The sequence below is a fragment of the Mucilaginibacter endophyticus genome (genome assembly GCF_003351025.1).
Classification (GTDB): domain Bacteria; phylum Bacteroidota; class Bacteroidia; order Sphingobacteriales; family Sphingobacteriaceae; genus Mucilaginibacter; species Mucilaginibacter endophyticus.
Genome location: NZ_QPCG01000003.1, coordinates 516701 through 536377 on the forward strand (window position 1 = coordinate 516701; position 19677 = coordinate 536377).

Annotated in this window: 21 protein-coding genes; all 21 read right to left on the reverse strand. The window is 41.6% G+C overall.

The window, feature by feature from the left end:
- Positions 1-5 precede the first annotated feature (5 nt).
- The 21 genes from DUL71_RS15375 to DUL71_RS15480 all read right to left on the reverse strand — a co-directional run bounded on the left by DUL71_RS15375 (position 6) and on the right by DUL71_RS15480 (position 19669).
- Positions 6-554, reverse strand: a complete 549-nt coding sequence (locus tag DUL71_RS15375; RefSeq protein ID WP_112575925.1) for an inorganic diphosphatase — start codon at positions 552-554, stop codon at positions 6-8.
- Between the two features lie 36 nt (positions 555-590).
- Positions 591-1226 (reverse strand): DedA family protein, encoded by a 636-nt coding sequence (locus tag DUL71_RS15380; RefSeq protein ID WP_114938935.1) that lies wholly within the window; start codon positions 1224-1226, stop codon positions 591-593.
- A gap of 55 nt (positions 1227-1281) precedes the next feature.
- Entirely contained in the window at positions 1282-2664 is a 1383-nt protein-coding gene (locus DUL71_RS15385; RefSeq protein WP_114938936.1) for an NADH-quinone oxidoreductase subunit N, read from the reverse strand.
- A gap of 22 nt (positions 2665-2686) precedes the next feature.
- The gene (locus tag DUL71_RS15390; RefSeq protein ID WP_114938937.1) at positions 2687-4162 is read right to left on the reverse strand and encodes a complex I subunit 4 family protein; all 1476 of its coding nucleotides are present in this window, start codon (positions 4160-4162) and stop codon (positions 2687-2689) included.
- A gap of 25 nt (positions 4163-4187) precedes the next feature.
- Positions 4188-6101 (reverse strand): NADH-quinone oxidoreductase subunit L, encoded by a 1914-nt coding sequence (nuoL, locus tag DUL71_RS15395; RefSeq protein WP_114938938.1) that lies wholly within the window; start codon positions 6099-6101, stop codon positions 4188-4190.
- 192 nt (positions 6102-6293) lie between these two features.
- A complete protein-coding gene (nuoK, locus tag DUL71_RS15400) occupies positions 6294-6623 on the reverse strand; it encodes an NADH-quinone oxidoreductase subunit NuoK (protein WP_090533902.1) in 330 nt (109 codons plus the stop codon).
- The gene (locus DUL71_RS15405; protein WP_112575920.1) at positions 6623-7126 is read right to left on the reverse strand and encodes an NADH-quinone oxidoreductase subunit J family protein; all 504 of its coding nucleotides are present in this window, start codon (positions 7124-7126) and stop codon (positions 6623-6625) included. The genes nuoK and DUL71_RS15405 overlap by 1 nt, the downstream gene beginning before the upstream one ends.
- A 56-nt stretch (positions 7127-7182) precedes the next feature.
- Positions 7183-7680, reverse strand: coding sequence for a NuoI/complex I 23 kDa subunit family protein (locus DUL71_RS15410; protein WP_114938939.1), 498 nt, complete (start codon positions 7678-7680; stop codon positions 7183-7185).
- A gap of 17 nt (positions 7681-7697) precedes the next feature.
- Positions 7698-8729, reverse strand: a complete 1032-nt coding sequence (gene nuoH / locus DUL71_RS15415; RefSeq protein WP_114938940.1) for an NADH-quinone oxidoreductase subunit NuoH — start codon at positions 8727-8729, stop codon at positions 7698-7700.
- Entirely contained in the window at positions 8729-9718 is a 990-nt protein-coding gene (locus DUL71_RS15420; RefSeq protein WP_394339788.1) for an NADH-quinone oxidoreductase subunit G, read from the reverse strand. Before DUL71_RS15420 ends, nuoH begins: the two co-directional genes overlap by 1 nt.
- Before the next feature lie 116 nt (positions 9719-9834).
- Positions 9835-11193: an NADH-quinone oxidoreductase subunit NuoF gene (nuoF, locus tag DUL71_RS15425; protein ID WP_112575916.1), complete on the reverse strand. Its 1359-nt coding sequence runs from the start codon at positions 11191-11193 to the stop codon at positions 9835-9837.
- 3 nt (positions 11194-11196) lie between these two features.
- The gene (locus DUL71_RS15430) at positions 11197-11721 is read right to left on the reverse strand and encodes an NADH-quinone oxidoreductase subunit NuoE family protein (protein WP_112575915.1); all 525 of its coding nucleotides are present in this window, start codon (positions 11719-11721) and stop codon (positions 11197-11199) included.
- Positions 11714-12925 (reverse strand): NADH-quinone oxidoreductase subunit D, encoded by a 1212-nt coding sequence (locus DUL71_RS15435; protein WP_208644902.1) that lies wholly within the window; start codon positions 12923-12925, stop codon positions 11714-11716. The genes DUL71_RS15430 and DUL71_RS15435 overlap by 8 nt, the downstream gene beginning before the upstream one ends.
- A gap of 119 nt (positions 12926-13044) precedes the next feature.
- Positions 13045-13548, reverse strand: a complete 504-nt coding sequence (locus tag DUL71_RS15440; protein WP_114938942.1) for an NADH-quinone oxidoreductase subunit C — start codon at positions 13546-13548, stop codon at positions 13045-13047.
- On the reverse strand, positions 13548-14090 hold the full coding sequence (locus DUL71_RS15445; protein WP_091175781.1) for an NADH-quinone oxidoreductase subunit B: 543 nt from the start codon (positions 14088-14090) through the stop codon (positions 13548-13550). Before DUL71_RS15445 ends, DUL71_RS15440 begins: the two co-directional genes overlap by 1 nt.
- Positions 14091-14215: 125 nt before the next feature.
- Entirely contained in the window at positions 14216-14587 is a 372-nt protein-coding gene (locus DUL71_RS15450) for an NADH-quinone oxidoreductase subunit A (protein WP_090533920.1), read from the reverse strand.
- Between the two features lie 177 nt (positions 14588-14764).
- Positions 14765-16462 carry a tetratricopeptide repeat protein gene (locus tag DUL71_RS15455; RefSeq protein WP_114938943.1) on the reverse strand — a complete coding sequence of 566 codons (1698 nt, stop codon included), beginning with the start codon at positions 16460-16462 and terminating at the stop codon, positions 14765-14767.
- 10 nt (positions 16463-16472) lie between these two features.
- Positions 16473-17399, reverse strand: coding sequence for a PstS family phosphate ABC transporter substrate-binding protein (locus tag DUL71_RS15460; RefSeq protein ID WP_114938944.1), 927 nt, complete (start codon positions 17397-17399; stop codon positions 16473-16475).
- 223 nt (positions 17400-17622) lie between these two features.
- Positions 17623-18453 carry an energy transducer TonB gene (locus DUL71_RS15470; protein WP_112575909.1) on the reverse strand — a complete coding sequence of 277 codons (831 nt, stop codon included), beginning with the start codon at positions 18451-18453 and terminating at the stop codon, positions 17623-17625.
- A gap of 40 nt (positions 18454-18493) precedes the next feature.
- Complete coding sequence (locus DUL71_RS15475) at positions 18494-19039, reverse strand: ExbD/TolR family protein (RefSeq protein ID WP_112575908.1); 546 nt, start codon at positions 19037-19039, stop codon at positions 18494-18496.
- Between the two features lie 6 nt (positions 19040-19045).
- The gene (locus tag DUL71_RS15480) at positions 19046-19669 is read right to left on the reverse strand and encodes an ExbD/TolR family protein (protein ID WP_114938945.1); all 624 of its coding nucleotides are present in this window, start codon (positions 19667-19669) and stop codon (positions 19046-19048) included.
- Positions 19670-19677: the final 8 nt, after the last annotated feature.

The following is a 19677-nucleotide window of genomic DNA, read 5'->3' on the forward strand; positions in this document are numbered from 1 at the left end:
ATTTTTTATGATTGATAAACAGGGAACGTCGATTTGTACAGCTCCAAACTTTCGTTAATCACTTTGTGGGCATAACGTACGCCTAACAGATGCTCGATAGTTACGTTTTTACCTTCCAATTTTTTGTAATCTTTAAAAAAGCGAACAATCTCAGTCATAGCGTGCGGAGGCAGCTCATTTAAATCATTGATGTAATTTACCGACATATCGTTCTTAGCAACCGCAATAATCTTATCGTCCTGCTCGCCGTTATCAACCATGTGCATTACACCTACCACTTTAGCCTCGATGATTGACATTGGGAAAACGTCAATTGAGCAAAGTACAAGGATATCCAAAGGGTCTTTATCGTCGCAATAAGTTTGAGGGATAAAGCCATAATTAGCAGGATACATTACAGATGAAAACAACACACGATCAAGCTTTAACAAACCCGATTCCTTGTCAATTTCATATTTTGCTTTTGAACCTTTAGGGATTTCAATGATAGCATTTACAACTTCAGGAATATTATCACCTGGTGAAACCTGGTGCCAAGGATGTTGAGTACTCATTTATTTTTTATTATATAAAATTATTAACTAATCAGTTTATTCGCTCTTCTCGGTAAATTTCTTCTTAAGATAAGCAATAATCAGCGGAATTGTTGTAACTACAATTAATCCAAGTATGATATATTGCAAATAATCTTTCAATTGCGGGAACCTTCGCCCTAAAAAAAAACCACTTAAAGTAAATACGCACACCCAGGTTACGCTGCCGATAAGGTTATAGATCGAAAATTTCCTGATATCAACCTTAACCACTCCTGCAAATATAGGAGCAAATGTCCTAACTATAGGGAAAAATCTCCCTAAAATAAGCGCCATCCCCCCATGCTTGTTGTAAAATTCGCTCGCTAACACTACGTAGCGCTTCTTGAAAAAGAGCGAGTCGTTTTTATTGAATAACACCGGCCCCGTTCGGTAGCCAAACCAATAACCGGTAAAATTTCCTAATACCCCGGCCCCTATTAACGATAGTACCAGTGTGGTTATAGATACATCAACCTTACCCGCCGCGCATAATAAACCGGCCATAAACAGCAGGTAGTCGCCGGGCAAAAAGAAACCGAAAAATAAACCGGTTTCAGCAAAAACAACAATAAGCAAGAGATAAAAACCACCCCTGCTTATTATGGATTGAGCGTCAGTTAAATTTTGAAGGTATTCCCAAAAACTTTCCATTCACTATATCTGTAAAACTACAAATATTATATCAATTTGCAGTTATCATTACTGATTATATGAAACGGGCTATAAGATCGGGATAAACACCTATAAGAATTGTAGCCAGGGCTGATAGCGCGAATACAACTTTGTAGTAAACCGGCACTGTAAGTTCGGCGCGTTCGTCGGCACGGAAATACATCGCTATAATAACCCTGAAATAGTAGAAAATACTAATGATAGCATTAATTACGGCTATAATAACCAAACCTATATGGTAACGGCTTACCGCTCCCGAAAACATGAAGAACTTACCAATAAACCCTGCAGTAAGCGGGATACCTGCCAATGACAACATGGCAACTGTTAACACAAATGCCAGGAAAGGGTTCCTTTTGCCAAGTCCGTTAAAGCTTTCAAAGTTATCGCTTCCGCCTTGTTGCTGTACTAATATCAAACCACCAAATGCTATAATTGAAGCAATTGAGTAAGCCGTAGCATATACGAATACCGAGTTACCTGAAGCAGCACCTAATGATACTATTGCAAATAACAGGTAGCCTGCATGTGAGATACTTGAAAACGCAAGCATTCTCTTAAAGCTTTGCTGATACAGCGCGGTGATATTACCAATAAATAAAGTGATAATGGTAATTACCAGTAATATTGGTGTCCAGAAATCTGATAATGGCTGGAAGCAGGCAGAGAACAAACGCAGGAATGCCGCGAAGCCTGCAGTTTTAACCACTGTAGACATGAATGCAGTGATCAATGTTGGCGCCCCTTCATATACGTCCGGAGTCCAGAAATGGAATGGAGCAGCGCCTACTTTAAAGCATAAACCTACAATTAAAAGCGCTATACCTGTATAGAACATCGGGTCGATATGAGGATGGTTAACCACATATTCCCTGATAGCATCCATATTGAACGAACCAGATGATCCGTATAACAGCGCCATACCAAACAACAGGAAGCCGGTTGAAAAAGCACCCATCAGGAAGTATTTTAAAGCAGCCTCATTTGATGCGAAATCACTCTTCTTGATACCTGCCAGGATGTATAAACTAACCGACATGATCTCAATACCGATAAACAGCATCACCAGGTTATTGAAAGATACCATTACGATGATACCTGCTAATGAAAACAGGATAATAGCGTAATACTCGGCAGTATGTCTGCTAATGCGTTCAAAGTAACCTTTTGATAATAACAGGATCAGTATAGTTGATACGATGGTAACACTTGAAAATACAACAGAAAAATTATTGAACAACAGCATGCCGGTATAAATCGGCGCGGCCATGTCTTTTGCAGTCCATTGGCAAATTGCGCAAGCTAAAGCAGCCAGTAAGCCTATAACGGTAACCGGAAGCAAAGCCTTTTGCGCTTTATATAACCCTAAATACAGAAGCACTATAGGTAAAACAGATATGATGATTATAGTATTCATTCTTTTCTTTAAAATCTTAAACCTACATTGTAAACTTTGAACCTATCTGGTTTACCAGTTGCGTTACCGCAGCCTCAGATATATGCAGAATAGGCTGAGGATAAATACCTAATGCAATTACAAGTACACAAATTAAACACAGGGTAAATTTCTCGGTACCGCTAACATCAGCAAAAGTTGCTGTAAGTGGGTTGGTTTCGCCTTGCATCACATTTTTGTACATGCGTAACATATAAACCGCTCCAAAAATAATTGTTAAACCCGCTACCGCGCCAAGTGCAATGCCACCATAATGATGTGCACCAAAATCAAACACTCCTTTTAATAAAAGAAATTCGCCAATAAAACCATTGGTAAGCGGTAAGCCTACTGTACCCAGCAGTATAATCAGAAAACCGATTGCAAATCTCGGGGCCACCTTAGCAATACCGCCAAGCTGGTCAATCTCGCGGGTATTTAACCTGCGGCTAATGATATCCCAGATAAAGAACATACCAACAACATTGATACCGTGGTTCAGCATCTGGATCATGGCGCCTTGAACGCCGGCAATGTTCCATGCAAAAATGCCAGCAGCAATTAAGCCAACGTGACCTATTGATGAATAAGCAACAAGGCGCTTACCGTCTTTTTGCTTAAAGGCAATGATTGAAGCATATACTACCCCTATAACTCCAAGGACAATAGCTAACACCTGGAAATTAAAGAACCCAAGCGGAGCATTTGGGATCATCCAGCGGATAACACCGTAAATGCCCATTTTAAGCATGATACCTGATAACATCATGGTACCGCCTGATGGAGCTTCGGTATAAGTATCCGGCTGCCAGGTGTGGAAGGGGAACAAAGGCATTTTGATAGCAAAGGCCAGGAAAAATGCCCAGAATATCCAGCTCTGGTGTTTAACATCCAAAGTCATTTTATAGAAATTGTGGATATCAAAAGTTTTATCAGGTGATTGCAGGTACAGGTAGATAATACCAACCAGCATAAACAGTGACCCCGCGAAGGTGTAGATGAAAAACTTGATAGTGATACGAATACGGTTTTCACCTCCCCAAAGAGCACATATAAAGTAGATCGGGATTAACGCGGCTTCCCATCCAACGTAAAATAAAAATCCGTCGAGGGCGGTAAACACAACCAACATGCCTGCCTGCATAAATAAAATAAGGCCATAAAAAGCGCCTTCATTTTTATATTGATGCTGATAGGTTGTTAAAATAATTAAAGGCACAAGTACTGTGGTTAGTAAAACCAGTACCATGCTGATGCCGTCGATCCCGGCACTAAAGTAAATTCCATAACTGCTGATCCATGGCACATCAATAACAAACTGAGTTGATGCATCCGGAACAAATTTGCTTAAAAATATAAGCGCTATTACCAGTTGGGCAACAGAGAAAAATAATGCTGCATGTTTTGCTATCCCATTTTTAAGCAGGGCAGTTATAACAGCGGCAACTATTGGCAAAAAAAGTAATATACTAACGGTCATTTTTATGTTGCTAAACGCTTATCGTTTATATTTTAGTTAATCCAAATACGCTATACAGAAGTACCGCAATAATTCCCAGTACCATGATGAATATGTAGAAACCCACATTACCGGTTTGCAGCAAACGCAGACCTTTACTGGTTTCAATTGTTCCTTTACCTATCCCGTTCACTAAACCATCAATACCTAATTTGTCTATCACATTATAGAAGAAGGTTGAAAGCCAATCAAGCGGTTTACGAACTATCAGGTCATAAAGCTCATCCAGGTAAAACTTATGGTATGAAAGGCTTGTGAGTGCAGGGCGCTCTTCTGTATCCGCAACAGGTACACTGCCATTTTTGGCATATTTCATGTATGCATAGGCCATGGCAGCGAAAGCCAACACTACCGAAGTAGCCATTAACGCATACTCAAGTGATTCAGACAAATGATGCTCGCCTAAAATCTCGTTTGATTTATGGAAAACAGGCTCAAGGAAATGTGCCAGTTCATGATGTCCGTGTAATACTTCCGGCACGCCTATAAAACCGCCCAAAATTGAAAGGATGGCTAATACGATAAGCGGAATAGTCATTGTTGGAGGCGACTCATGCAAGTGGTGCTCCTGCTCATGTGTACCGCGGAATTTTCCGTAAAATGTAAGGTACATCATCCTGAACATATAGAACGAGGTTAACATAGCGGTTAATACACCTACAGCCCAAAATATAGGGCTATGCGCATAAGCATGTGCTAAGATCTCATCTTTTGAAAAGAAGCCTGCAAACGGAGGGATACCTGCGATGGCTACTGTACCAATCATCATGGTGGTGAAGGTGGTTTTGATCTTTCCTTTTAAAGCACCCATTTTACGCATATCCTGCTCGCCGCTCATCGCATGGATCACAGAACCAGCACCAAGGAACAATAAAGCTTTAAAGAAAGCGTGAGTTAACACGTGGAAGAAAGCACCGGTATAAGCACCAACACCCAAACCTAAAAACATGTACCCCAATTGAGATACAGTTGAATAAGCCAATACCTTTTTTATATCTGTTTGCGTTAACGCGATGAGTGCCGCGATAAGTGCCGTTGCTAAACCTATATAAGCTATCAGCTCCATGGTAAAAGGTGATAAAGTATATAAGATATTTGAACGGGCAATCATATAGATACCAGCTGTAACCATGGTAGCTGCGTGGATCAGGGCCGAAACGGGGGTCGGGCCGGCCATCGCGTCTGGTAACCAGGTAAACAATGGTAACTGCGCTGATTTACCGCAGGCACCGATAAATAACAATATGGTAATAAACAATAACGGAGTAGCGCCTGATTTCATAGTAGCCACCTTTGGAAAGACCTCCGCGAACTGGATGCTACCGAAAACGTAAATTATAGTGAAGATCCCTAATAAAAAGCCAAGGTCACCAATACGGTTCATTACAAACGCTTTCTTAGCGGCATCCGCATAATCCGGGTTTGTGAACCAGAAACCGATAAGCAGGTATGAGCATAAACCTACACCCTCCCATCCAATAAACATAATGAGGTAGTTTGAGCCTAAAACCAGCAATAGCATGAAGAAAACGAACAGGTTCAGGTAAGCGAAAAACTTTCCGAAACCTTCGTCATCATGCATATAACCGATAGAATACAGGTGGATCAGGAAACCAACGCCCGTAATGATCAGCAGCATGATAGCACTTAACTGATCTATCAGGAATGCGAAAGGGAATTTTAATGCACCAACCGCAAACCAAGTAAAGTAGTTAACGTTGATGGGTACACCAGTTGATTTTACCTGGAAGAAAGCGGCAAGACTTAAACCAAATGATACCAGTACCAGTAAACTGCCAATAAAGCCAATTACACTTTTTGATAATGAATTACGGCCAAGTCCGTTTATAACAAAACCGGCTAACGGTAATATAGGAATAAGCCAGATATATTTATCCATGTTCGATGTTGTACGTTTTACGTGTTACGTTATACGTTTTAAATTATCAGATCCATCATTACCAGGATTAAGCCCCCCTTCCGAACATCTCTGTATAGTTGGGGATTGCTTCGTACCTCGCAATGACGCTTTTAATATTTATTAGAACTTATCAAATCCGAAATCGAAACTCCGAAATCCGAAATCACAGATCTACCACTTTAACCTGTTCAGTACGTTGATATCAATTGAGTTGGTGTTACGGTAAATCATCACGATGATAGCTAAGCCCACCGCAACTTCGGCAGCGGCCAGCGCCATGATAAAAAACACGAACACTTGTCCGGTAGCATCACCCCTGTATACCGAAAACGCGGTAAGCAGCAAGTTAACCGAGTTAAGCATCAGCTCAACCGACATGAAGATCACGATAGCATTACGGCGGATTAATACGCCCATTACGCCTATAGCAAAAATGATGGTGCTTAATAATATGTAATGATTAAGCGGCACGGCGTGCATAGTATTTGTTAAACTTTCCATTATGCTGCTTTAGGTTCCTTTTCTTTAGTGGCCAATAATACCGCGCCTACCATTGCCGATAGCAACAGTACCGATGACACTTCAAATGGCAATAAAAATTCGTTGAACAATACTTTACCTAAGTTTTTTACAAGGCCCAGATCGGGGTTTTGTAACAATACAGGGTTTGATGCTCCAATCAGTTTAAGCGATGAGGCTACAGCTACAGCTAATATGCCACCACCAAAAACACCTGCTACTTTAACCATAAATGGTTTTACAGGTTCCGACTCCTTGTTAAGGTTGATCAGCATCAGCGTATACAGGAACAATACCAATATAGCGCCCATGTATACAATGAAATTTACAATCGCCAAAAATTGAGCGTTAAGCAAAATGTAGTGGATGGTGAAAGTAAAAAAGGTAAGGATCAGATAAAGGATACTATGTACCGGATTTTTGGCCGAGATTACCAATATCGAAAAGAATATGGACAAAAATGCGATGAAGTAAAATGTACTCATGTTTTTATTTACAAAATACCTTTACCCTTTAGGTAGGGCAAAGGTATAAAACTTCTTTATTGATTTAAGGGTGCTTCTACTAATTTGTCTTTACCGTAAATAAAATCCTTCCTTAAATAGTCAGAAGGTACAATATCACCGTCAAGATAAATAGCTTCTTTAGGGCAGGCCTCTTCGCACAAACCGCAGAAAATGCAACGCAACATGTTGATTTCATAAACCGCGGCGTATTTCTCCTCGCGGTACAAGTGCTCTTCACCTTTCTGACGCTCAGCAGCTGTCATGGTAATAGCTTCGGCTGGGCATGATAATGCGCAAAGGCCGCAAGCTGTGCAACGCTCTTTACCGTCTTCATCGCGCTTCAAAGAGTGCATGCCACGGAAGTTTTCCGAAAATTCACGCTTCTCTTCAGGATAGCTGATGGTTACCGGCTTTTTGAAAAAGTGTTTCATTGTAGTGGATAAACCGCCTACAATAGCCGGCAGGTAAGCACGCTCTAAAAAATTGAGGGGCTTAACTTCCAGTGCTTTTCGTTTATTGCTTAATGATTCCATTTTTTTAAAACTCCAATCTATTTAAGTAATGTACTAATCACGCCTGTAAGCACGATGTTGGCAATAGCCAATGGAATTAATATTTTCCAACCCAAATCCATCAACTGGTCATAACGGAAACGCGGGATTGTCCAACGTACCCACATGAAGAAGAAGATAGAGAAGAATATCTTACCAAATAACACCACAACACCAATCAGCGGACCGATGGTTGGGCCCACGTGCGCGGCAACCCAATCCATGCCTGGGTAGTTATAACCACCCCAGTAAAGGGTAGCCATTACTGCCGATGAAATGAACATGTTGATATATTCGGCAAACAGGTAAAAACCTAATTTCATTGATGAGTACTCGGTGTGATAACCACCTACAAGTTCGGTTTCGCACTCAGGTAAGTCGAACGGTGAACGGTTGGTTTCGGCAAAAGCACACACCAGGAACAGTATGAAGCCAAGTGGCTGTCTCCAAACGTTCCAGGCAAAACCATGTTGTTGCTCGGCAATTTCTTTAAGGCTTAAAGTACCGGTAAGCATCAGCAGGGCGATGATAGATAAGCCCATCGAAATCTCGTAGCTGATGTTTTGCGAAGCAGCACGGATAGCACCCAACAAGGAGTATTTATTGTTTGATGCCCAGCCACCTATCATGATACCGTAAACACCTAATGATACTACACCAAAAATATATAGTACACCCACGTTGATATCGGTAACCTGCAGATCAAATGTATGACCGCCGATAGCAATAGCTGATCCCCATGGAATAACAGCAGAACCAATACAAGCAGTTAAAATAGCTAATGAAGGGCCCACAATGAACAGGAAACCGGTTGCATTGGTCGGGATGATCTCTTCTTTTAAAAACATTTTACCACCATCGGCAAGGGGTTGTAAAATACCCCACGGGCCGGCGCGGTTAGGGCCTATCCTATCCTGGAAAAATGCGGCAACCTTACGCTCAGCATAAGTTGAGTACATAGCTACAACCAGGCTGATAGCGAAAATCACAACGATCAGTACGATCCTGAATATTAAATCGGTAGTTTCCATTATAAGCGGGTCTCCCTTTCAAATTGTTCTTTATTAGCCTCCATCAATACCGGGTTGGTTTTAACAACCGGCAGTGGCGTAAACTCGTAATGGTTAGCACTGATCACTGATTGATGAGATACCTTACGCGGACCTTCAATTACCCAATCGGCAGTTTTCTTTTTATCAAAACGACAGGTGTTGCAGATAAACTCTTCAACCTCGCCATAAACATCTTTACGGCCCGTTACCCTGATCACGTCTTCGCCTTTGTACCATAAGGTAACTTTACCACAGCATTTATCGCAATCGCGGTGTGCTTCAACCGGTTTGGTAAACCATACACGGTTTTTAAAGCGGAAGGTTTTATCAGTTAAAGCGCCTACCGGGCAAACATCAATCACGTTGCCAGAAAAATCGTTATCAACAGCTTTGCTGATGTAGGTAGATATTTCTGAATGATCGCCCCTGTTCAGGATACCATGTAAACGGGTGTTAGTGATCTGATCGGCAGTGAACACACAACGGTAGCAAAGGATGCAACGGGTCATGTGTAGCTGGATCTTATCACCGATATCGATCTTTTCAAATGTACGGCGGTCAAACTCGTAACGGGTTTTAGCGGCGCCGTGTTCAAAGCCAAGATCCTGAAGATGACATTCGCCGGCCTGGTCGCACACAGGACAATCAAGCGGGTGATTGATCAGCAGCATTTCTACCACGCCTTTACGGGCTTCAACAACCTCTGGCGAAGTAATATTTTGTACCTCCATACCATCCATAACACCGGTACGGCAAGAAGCCACCAGCTTAGGCATAGGGCGCGGATCTTTTTCTGATCCTTTGGTAACCTTAACCAAACAGGTACGGCATTTACCGCCGCTGCCCTGCAGCTTAGAGTAATAGCACATTGCAGGCGGAACAATATCGCCACCTATCTGCCTTGCGGCATTCAGGATGCTTGTTCCGGGTTCTACATCAACGGTTATTCCGTCTATTGTTACTTTCATTGACATTTAATAATAACGTCGTTTATAAATTCTAAATCCTGATCCCCAATATGGGATATGGATAATATGCATTTCAAAAGTCTTCCGCTAACTGGCGGAGAGATTAGAGGGGCGTTTTACGCGGTCTCAACAACTTTCAACGGATCAGCATAATGTGCCAAACCATAATTTCTTGAAGTTGCTTCGCTTGCGTTAGTTACGTGCCATTCAAATTCATCCCTGAAATGGCGGATAGCGCTGGCCACCGGCCATGCTGCCGCGTCACCCAGCGGACAAATGGTATTTCCTTCTATTTTCTTTGATACATCAACCAGCAGGTCCATGTCGCTCATTTTGCCATGGCCATACTCCAAACGATGTAATACTTTTTCCATCCAGCCGGTACCTTCACGGCAAGGCGAACATTGTCCGCAGCTTTCATGATGATAAAAACGGGCAAAATTCCAGGTATTACGTACAATACACGCATCCTCATCATAAGCGATGAAACCACCCGAACCCAACATGGTGCCACTTACGAAACCACCGTCTGATAATGACTCATAGCTCATCAAACGGGCTTCGTTATTAATGGTTTTCAGGATCAGGTTAGCCGGTAAAATCGGCACTGATGAACCACCCGCAACAACAGCTTTTAAGCGTTTGCCGTTGGCAATACCACCACAATACTCATCCGAATAAATAAATTCTTCAACAGGGACACCGAGTTCAATTTCATAAACTCCTGGTTTTTTCAGGTTACCACCTGCCGAAATCAATTTAGTACCAGTACTACGACCGATACCTATTTTAGCATATTCATCGCCACCTTCATTAATGATAGGTACAACAGCAGCAATTGATTCAACGTTGTTTACTACCGTAGGGCAGCCATATAAACCAGCGATAGCCGGGAATGGTGGTTTAATGCGTGGGTTACCACGTTTACCTTCCAATGATTCCAGCAAAGCAGTTTCCTCACCGCAGATATAAGCACCACCACCGGGTTGAACGTAAAGTTCAAGATCGTAACCTGTACCTAATATGTTTTTACCTAAAAAGCCTTTTGCTTTTGCTTCCGCGATAGCTCTTTCCAGGATCCTTACCTGTGGCATCATTTCGCCGCGCAGGTAGATATATGATGTGTTTGCACCCAGCGCAAAGCTTGATACAATCATACCCTCAATTAATAAGTGAGGGATGTAAGTCATCAGATAACGGTCTTTAAAAGTACCGGGTTCAGATTCGTCACCGTTGCAAACCAGGTAACGTGCTACGCCTTCGGGTTTAGCCAAAAAACTCCACTTCATACCTGTAGGGAAGCCTGCACCACCGCGGCCACGTAAGCCCGATTTCTTAACCTCTTCAACAATCGCCTCGGGCGACATGGTTTTTAATGCTTTCTCAACAGAAGCATAGCCACCTTTTGAGCGGTAAACATCAAATGTATTGATGCCGGGTACGTTTATATGTTCTAAAAGTAATTTCCGTCCCATAGCTTAGTTCTTAGCTTTCGCCTTTAAATCACTGATCAATTTATCTACCGACTCGTTGGTCAGGTTTTCATAAAAAGTATACTCAGGGCCAATTTGTAATACAGGGCCAAAACCACAGGCAGCAAGGCACTCCACCCCTCTCCAGCTAAATAAGCCGTCGGGAGTAACTTCACCTTCTTTTACGCCAAGGGTTTCTTCAATATGATCCATGATCTTTTCGGCACCTACCAGGCAGCAGCCGCTTGTACGGCAAACTTCCAGTACGTACTTGCCCTGCGGGCGTAAAAAGTACATGGTATAAAACGTAGCAACCTCATACACCTCAATAGGCAGGATGCTTAAATATTCGGCAACTTTATCCATTGCAGGCGCGCTTACCCAACCAAACTCCGCCTGTACCAGGTGAAGGATTGGCAATAAGCCCGATTTTTGTTTTCCCTGCGGATAACGGCTAACTATTTCATCAAATTTGGTGATCAGTTCCGGCGAAAATTCAACCGGTTCCTGAGCTTCGTCAACTCTAAGCATCTAACTCTCCGGCTATAACGTTTAAACTACTCATGTTAATAATAGCATCTGATAATAACATACCACGGCTCATTGGCGCATACATCTGGTAATTGATGAAGCTTGGCCTGCGGAAATGCAAACGGTATGGCGAACGGCCACCGTCATTTACCAAGTAAAAACCAAGTTCGCCGTTAGCACCCTCAACCGAATGATAAACCTCGGTAGTTGGGGTTGGAATTTCGCCCATCACAATTTTAAAGTGATAGATCAAGGCTTCCATGTTGTTATAAACTTCCTCTTTCGGAGGCAGGTAAAACTCAGGTACATCAGCGTGGAAAATATCGCTTGGTTCTTTATCAAGTTTGGCTAATGCCTGCTCAATAATTCTTAAGCTTTGCCACATCTCTTCGTTACGAACCAAAAAGCGACTGTAAACATCGCCATTATCACCTACCGGTACTTCAAAATCAAAGTCCTCATATGATGAATATGGGTTCATGGCCCTTACGTCGTAATCTACACCTGCAGCACGCAAAAGCGGGCCGGTCCAGCTGTAGCTCAAAGCTGTTTCTGCAGATACAGCAGCAACATCACGGGTACGGTCAACGAAGATCCTGTTACGGTTAAACAGGCTTTCAAACTCTTTAAGAGTTTTAGGGAAGTTCTTTAAAAACGCGCGGAGTTTATCAAAAGCACGACTGTTGAAGTTACGCTCAAATCCGCCTATACGACCAATATTGGTGGTAAGACGTGAACCGCAAACTTCCTCGTATATTTCATAAATAGCCTCACGGTGCTCCATCATGTACAGGAAGCCAGTAAAAGCGCCGGTATCTACACCCAATACACCGTTACAGATAATGTGATCGGCAATACGGGCAAGCTCCATTACAATTACGCGCAGGTAATCAACACGTTTAGGAGTCTGAATATTTAAAAGCTTTTCAACCGTCATGTGCCAGCCCATATTATTAATAGGCGAAGAGCAATAATTTAAACGGTCGGTTAGTGGAGTGATCTGGTAAAATGGCCTGTGTTCGGCAATTTTTTCAAATGCGCGGTGAATATAACCAATGGTTGATACACCGCTAACGATACGTTCGCCATCAAGTTGGAGCACGTTTTGAAACACACCATGGGTGGCCGGGTGCGTTGGGCCCAGATTCAGGGTCGATAGCTCGCTTTGCGGATCGTTATCTGTATATACAGGATGATTTTGCATCAGTATTGTTATTAGCGTCTAAGAGCAAGGAAGGCAGGAATCAGAATGAAGACTTGATCTTACTTCTTAATTCTCAAACTCTTGTTTCTCGATTCTCAATTTCTTAATTCTATATTTTACTATCTTCCGAAATAGAAATCCTTTTTATCAACACGGTTAGGATCTTCCAGCGGAAATTCCTTGCGCATTGGGAAAGCGGTCATGTCATCTACGTTCAAAATACGACGAAGATCAGGATGCCCATCAAAAATAACCCCGAAAAAATCATAAGTTTCGCGTTCCATCCAGTTAGCACCATCCCAAAGTACAGTAGCTGTTGGAATGTGCACATCAGTGCCTTCTAAAAACACTTTGATCCTGATACGGGTATTAGTTGTTAAACTGTGCAGGTGATAAATAATGCCTATCGGCTTTTCCTGCTCAGGGTAATGGATACCTGTAATATCTGTCAGGAAAGTGAACTTAAGCTCAGGATCTGTTTTCAGAAACGATAGCAGATCAATGATTGTTTCACGACCGGTTTCTACAGTAAGCAGTTCGTACGGCTCACCAATAACCGTTACTGAAGTATCAAATTTATCGGCTATAGCCTTTATAAGCTGTTCGTTAGGTATCTTAGCCATTATTGGATTCCGTATTTAGCTAACAATTCCTGGTATTTAGGCTCATTCCTTCTGCGGAGAGATTCTGTTTTAACCAGTTCCTGAATATTCATAAAACCATCAATAATCGCCTCCGGCCTTGGCGGGCAGCCTGGTACATAAACATCTACCGGGATAACCTCATCAATACCTTGTAAAACGGAGTAAGTATCAAATATACCACCGCTTGAAGCACAAGCGCCAACAGCCATAACCCAACGTGGTTCGGCCATTTGTAGATAAACCTGGCGAAGTACAGGGGCCATCTTTTTAGCAATGGTACCCATAACCATCAACAAATCTGCCTGACGTGGTGAAAAGCTCAAACGCTCTGCACCAAAACGCGAAAGATCATAGTGAGATGCCATGGTGGCCATAAACTCAATACCGCAGCATGAAGTAGCAAAAGGTAAAGGCCATAATGAATTTGAGCGAGCTATACCTATTACTTTATCAAGCGAGGTAGCAAAAAACCCGGCGCCTTCAACTCCGGCAGGGGCATCAACTAATTGAATATCACTCATTGAACTAAATTGATAGAGAAAAACACTATCTGCTAAATGCAGATAATGAGAGCAAATTTACAATAATAACGATGTAAAATGTACACTACGGGTGTACAGGGGGTATATTTAGAATCAATCTAAATTTAATCCCAATCTAAAGCACCCTTTTTTATTACGTAGATAAAACCCAGTAAAAGCGTAGCCATGAAAATGAACATTTCTATAAGGCCGGTAGTACCTAAAGCCTTGAAATTTACAGCCCACGGATACATAAATATTACCTCCACATCAAACAACACAAACAGGATAGCTACCAGGAAGTATTTAATGGAGATTGGTGTACGGGCGTTACCTACCACCTCAATACCCGACTCAAACGGGGTCAGCTTATCTTTTGTTTTCCTTTTAGGGCCAATTTTGTGTGTTACAAACATAGTTGTTACCACAAACCCTAAAGCAACCACCATTTGAAATATGATGGGTAAATAATTAACCGGTAAACTTTGTGCTTCCATGCTGCAAATATACTAATGCCTTAATAATAAAAAAGTGTGTTTTACAAGCTTATCAATCATTTCTGTAATTCATTATTAATCTTGATAGCAAACTGGCACTCAAAAATCAATTCCCAAATCAGGCAAACAAAAAAGGCCTCTTTTTCAAGAGGCCTCTTCAATCAATTTGATATTTTATTATTTACCTTTTCCGGCACCACCTTTGTGTTGAAAATAGGCTGCAGCACTTTTGTTGGCAGGATCCAGCTCACGCGCTTTAGCAAAGTTTTCAGATGCTTTAGCATCGTCTTTTTCTTTATACTGGTAAATAGTACCCAGGTAAGCATAAGCCTCTGCTAAATTCTTCTTAGTTTTCTCGTCAGGGGCGCCTTTTGCGTTAACTACTTCAATATACTTTTCGTAGTATGGCTTCGCATAACCTGAAATGTTATTACGATCTTTTTCTTTTAGATCGTTAACACGCGCACGATACAAGAATGCATCAGCAAATGGTGCAGTCGCTGTTTTAGCAATCACGTAGCTGAATGCGCTGTCGGCGCGGGTAAGTAACGAATCGTTAGGTGTTTTTGTATCATAGCCATAGTAATAGCTGATACCCTCGTAAAAGTAGTCGGTTAATTTAACACTATGACCACCTTTAACGGTAACTTCCCTGTAAGCGTCACCAGCCTGTGCATATTTCTTTTGGCGGAAATATGATTTAGCTATCTCAGCATAAACATCGGTTTGAGTGCTATCAAGGGTAAGCGCTTTTTGCAGTGTGATAATACCAACAGAATCCTGGTTAAGAGCAATCTGTAAACGGCCCAGGTACAAGTAATCACGAGGGATAACACGTTTTGGATCTGCTTTCTGGAACCAGGTATTGATAGCGGTTAAGCCGTTTGAGTAATCTTTGTTTTCGTAAGCTGCATAAGCTAAATAACGGTAAACCCTTGCATTTGTACTTGCTGATTTTGACAAATCAGTAGCAACCTGTTGTAAGGTTTTGTAATCACCTGCAAGGATCAGGAAGTCTGCATAACGCATTTGTGACTCTACAGACTGATCGGTTAAGCTCAAATATTGTTTGTAGTGATCAACCGCTTCTTTGATTTTAGCTGAAGCCATTTTAGGATCAGTTAATGACCAACGCAAGTCGGTTTCAGCCCACTCGCGGTAAGCAGGGCCATAGTTAGCATTGATAGCCAACGCATCTTTAAACTGTTGCTCAGAACCGTCAAAGTTGTTAGCGAATTTGTACAATACACCTGTTGCAACTTTAGCCGCAGGGTTTTTAGGATCAAGTGTAGAAGCGTCAGAGTAGTTTGAGTAAGCTTCGTTGCTTTTTAAAACTGAACGGTAAGCATCACCTAAAGCTATAAGCAAATCAACGTCTTTTGCATTGATAGCTTTTCCTTTGGTAAGTACAGCGATAGCAGCATCAGCATCGGCAGGGGCTACTTTCTTATCAGTAGTTGTAGGCAATAAATAAGATAAACCTACATAAGTATAAGGTTTTGTATCCTTAGCGGCTAAAGAAATAGCCTGGTTAAAGTTAGTAGTAGCACCGGAGTTGTCTTTATCTAAACGGGCAACAGCACCTAAACCTGCATAGTTTAATGCTGATTTTGGATTTGCAGCAATCCCTTTATTGAAAACGACTTTCGCCGAATCAGAATAGTCCTGTTTAATGTACACCCAACCCAGGTAAAAGAAGTTCTCGTCTTTAGTTGGCTGAGTTGTAGTAAGCGTTTTGAGCATCGACTCTGCTTTCTGATATTGTTCGGCGTCAATAGCTTTTTTGGCGTCGGCAAGACTTTGCGCAAAAACTGATGATGAACCTAAAAATACCAGTCCTAATGAAGCCTTAGCTATTTTACTGATCATTTTCATCTTTATTTAGTTATAGTTTACTTTTTAAATTTATCTCTCTTGGCGGAATTGAATCAGGCAATAAACCTGATTTTAAAATAATTCTCTGCCCCACATCACTCGCTAAGAACGTAACAAATCCGGCCGCTAATCCGTTCTTACTTGAGCAGTTAACCATATATAAAGTTCTGCTCAAAGGGTACTGTTTTAAGACAAGCGATTCTTGCGAAGGTTTAAAATACTCGTTGGCATACTGTTTATTGCCCTCGTCTTTAACACCTACAATTTTCACCTTATTAACATAATCAGCGTAAGCCTTTTCCGGGTTATTAAGCCAGCTAAACCCTATAATTCCCAATGCATCCGGATGCTCACTTACGTATTTAATAACCTCAATATTCGATTTAAGCGCGTAAATATTTTTCTGCTTAAACTCCTTATTACCAGAGAAATCCTTCAAATATCTTACCAAACTTGAGTTTGGATTATCAAAAACGATAGTTTTATTTCCATTACCCTGCCCGTTAAGTTCCTTCTTTAACTGGGCTATTGTAATGGTAGTATCATTTGATGCATTGTTCACTACTAATGTAACGGCATCAACCGCAAATGGCACAACTTCAACACTCAACGAACGGCGGGTAATTATATTACGTTCCGCAGTATCCAGATCACGCGATAATACCGCAACCCTTACACTGTCATTTAACAACATATTTACAGCCTGGTTTTCAGTTTTATAAACAAAAACAGGATCGGCGTTGGGGTACCGGCTTCTGTAAACATACTCTTCTTGTCCCATTATAGGCGAAAACGATTCATCGGCCACAAAAGTTGCTTTTCCGGCGTTGAAGCTATCGGTTGGTACAGATTTTACTTGCTTTTGCTTGCATGCCTGTAAACCGGCTAATGAAGCAACTAAAACCGATACATATACAACCTGTAATTTAATCTTCATACTGATCCTTCTTAAACAATCTTGAAAACCTTAAAACCGCGTAACATATAATGAACCCACCGAAAAGTAAACGTTGATAATGTTGCATCTGCAACGGGAGGGCGTCCCAGAACATGATCATGAGACCTAAAACCACGAAGCAAATAAATGCAGCGGTTCCTAAAATAAGCAAAAACCGCCTTTTGGGCGATTTTTGCTCTTTATTGTAATTAAATGGCATTCTTTATTCTTCAGATGCTAAAGTAAAGCTGATTGGAACGCTGTACTGTACACGTACCGGACGACCGTTTTGTATACCAGGTTTCCATTTTGGTGAATTTTTCAATACACGAACCGCTTCCTCGTCGCAACCGCTGCCGATGCCCCTAACAACTTTAATGTCTGTTAAAGAACCATCTTTTTCCACAACGAAAGTACAAATTACACGACCTTGTGTATTGTTTTCACGTGCTACAGCCGGATACCTGATGTTTTTGCTCAGGTACTGACCAAATTTCTCTAAACCGCCGGCAAATTCAGGAACTTGCTCAACCGAAGTAAAGATCTGGTTAGGATCGGCTTCTACCACTTGTTTAACGTCTGAGTTACCTACCGGCTCATCAATCCTGATGTCGGCGTTAGGATCACCTTTTTGGTCTTTCTGACCTGGATCTGCCACAGCAAGTTCTTTTACTGTTGGTGGATCTTTCTCCTTAACCTCGTTATCTGGTTTTACAACCGGAGGAGGGAAACGTACCTGGTCTACCTTTGGTTTTGGTGGTTCAGGTGGCGGCGGAGGTGGTTTTTTGGTTTGGTCAACCGGTGGCGGAGGTAACAGAACCACGTCTGTTATCTTCACCTTTTGGTCTTTCTCAGGGATAAGACCTTTGATCTTGTTGATGATAGTAGGCAAAGAAACCACAAAAACGAAGAACACAATAGCAAGAATTAAAGCCTTACTTGTATTTTTTGAATTGTCTTTCCTTAGCTCGTAAGCGCCATAGGCCTTGTTACGATTACTAAAAACAACGTCGATCCATTCCTGCTTTAGTATGTCTAATTTTGATCCTAACATCTGTTAAGGCTTTAATGGAAATTAATAACGTTATTTAATACTATTTATTATCGTTGTACAGGCCGTCTTTCTTCAACAGGTCAATCTCCGGTTGAGATATATCAACAATACCATAACTTTGAATATTGGCAATGTTGATTTCGTCAAGCGTGCTCACCATATTTCTATATTTTGACTTATCGCTTGGCTTAATAACAACAAACATAAATTTGCCTGTTTTTTGCTGTACTTCTTTGCTTTTTTCAATTAACGTTTTACGCAATCCATCCGGACCGAAATTGTCAATTGTTGGCGGGGTTTTTCCTGGCTCACCGATATACCACTCCAATTTGTCGTCGCTGCCCAATAAAATGGTCATTGAACGTGAAGCGGCGATATCCATCTGATCCTTCGTTTTCTCATCTTTATCAGGCATGGCCAAGTCCATCGCTTTTGCTTTCGCAAGCGTAGTGGTCATGATGAAGAAGGTGATCAACAAGAAAGCCAAATCCACCATCGCGGTTAAATCTACACGGGTTGATTGCTTTTTACTGCGAACCTTCCCGCCTTTGTGTTTGCCTCCCCCGGAGGTATCTAATTCTGCCATGATCTTTTATTTTTTAGAAGCACCACCGGCACTTCCCAAATCCGTAATTAAACTAAACTTGTTAACTTTTTGCTTTTGCAAAATACCGATAACATCCTTAATAACCGGGTATTCTTCTTTGCTATCACCTTTAATAGCTAAACGAAGCTCCTTGTTATGTAAAGCTTTTGTAGCTATACGGGCCTGGCGGATCCAGTTAGTTAATTCACCTGATACAGAATCACGAGGTATACCCGGCTGGGCATATTTCTTTTGCTGATCAGCAGTCAAAGCGATAAATTGCTTTAATTGGCTCATTGGCACGCCAAATGAAGTGATGGTAGAGAACCTTGTTTGCTCTTCAGGAGTAAAAGTCATGTGATAAATTGAACCCATTTGGTTCAATGTTTCCTTACGGATATCAACACCTTCAACACCGAAGAATGCTTTTTGAGCACCTACAGAGATTGTAGCAAAGTCAGATTCTGGTACCGGCTGCTGGATTGAAGATTTTGGTATATCGATAGGTACCGGATCTTCGGTTTTTACTTTTGCAGTTAATATAAAGAAAGTAAGCAACAGGAACGCCACGTCGCACATAGCGGTCATGTCAATTGCGGTGCTCTTTCTTGGGACTTTTATCCTTGCCATGTTAAATT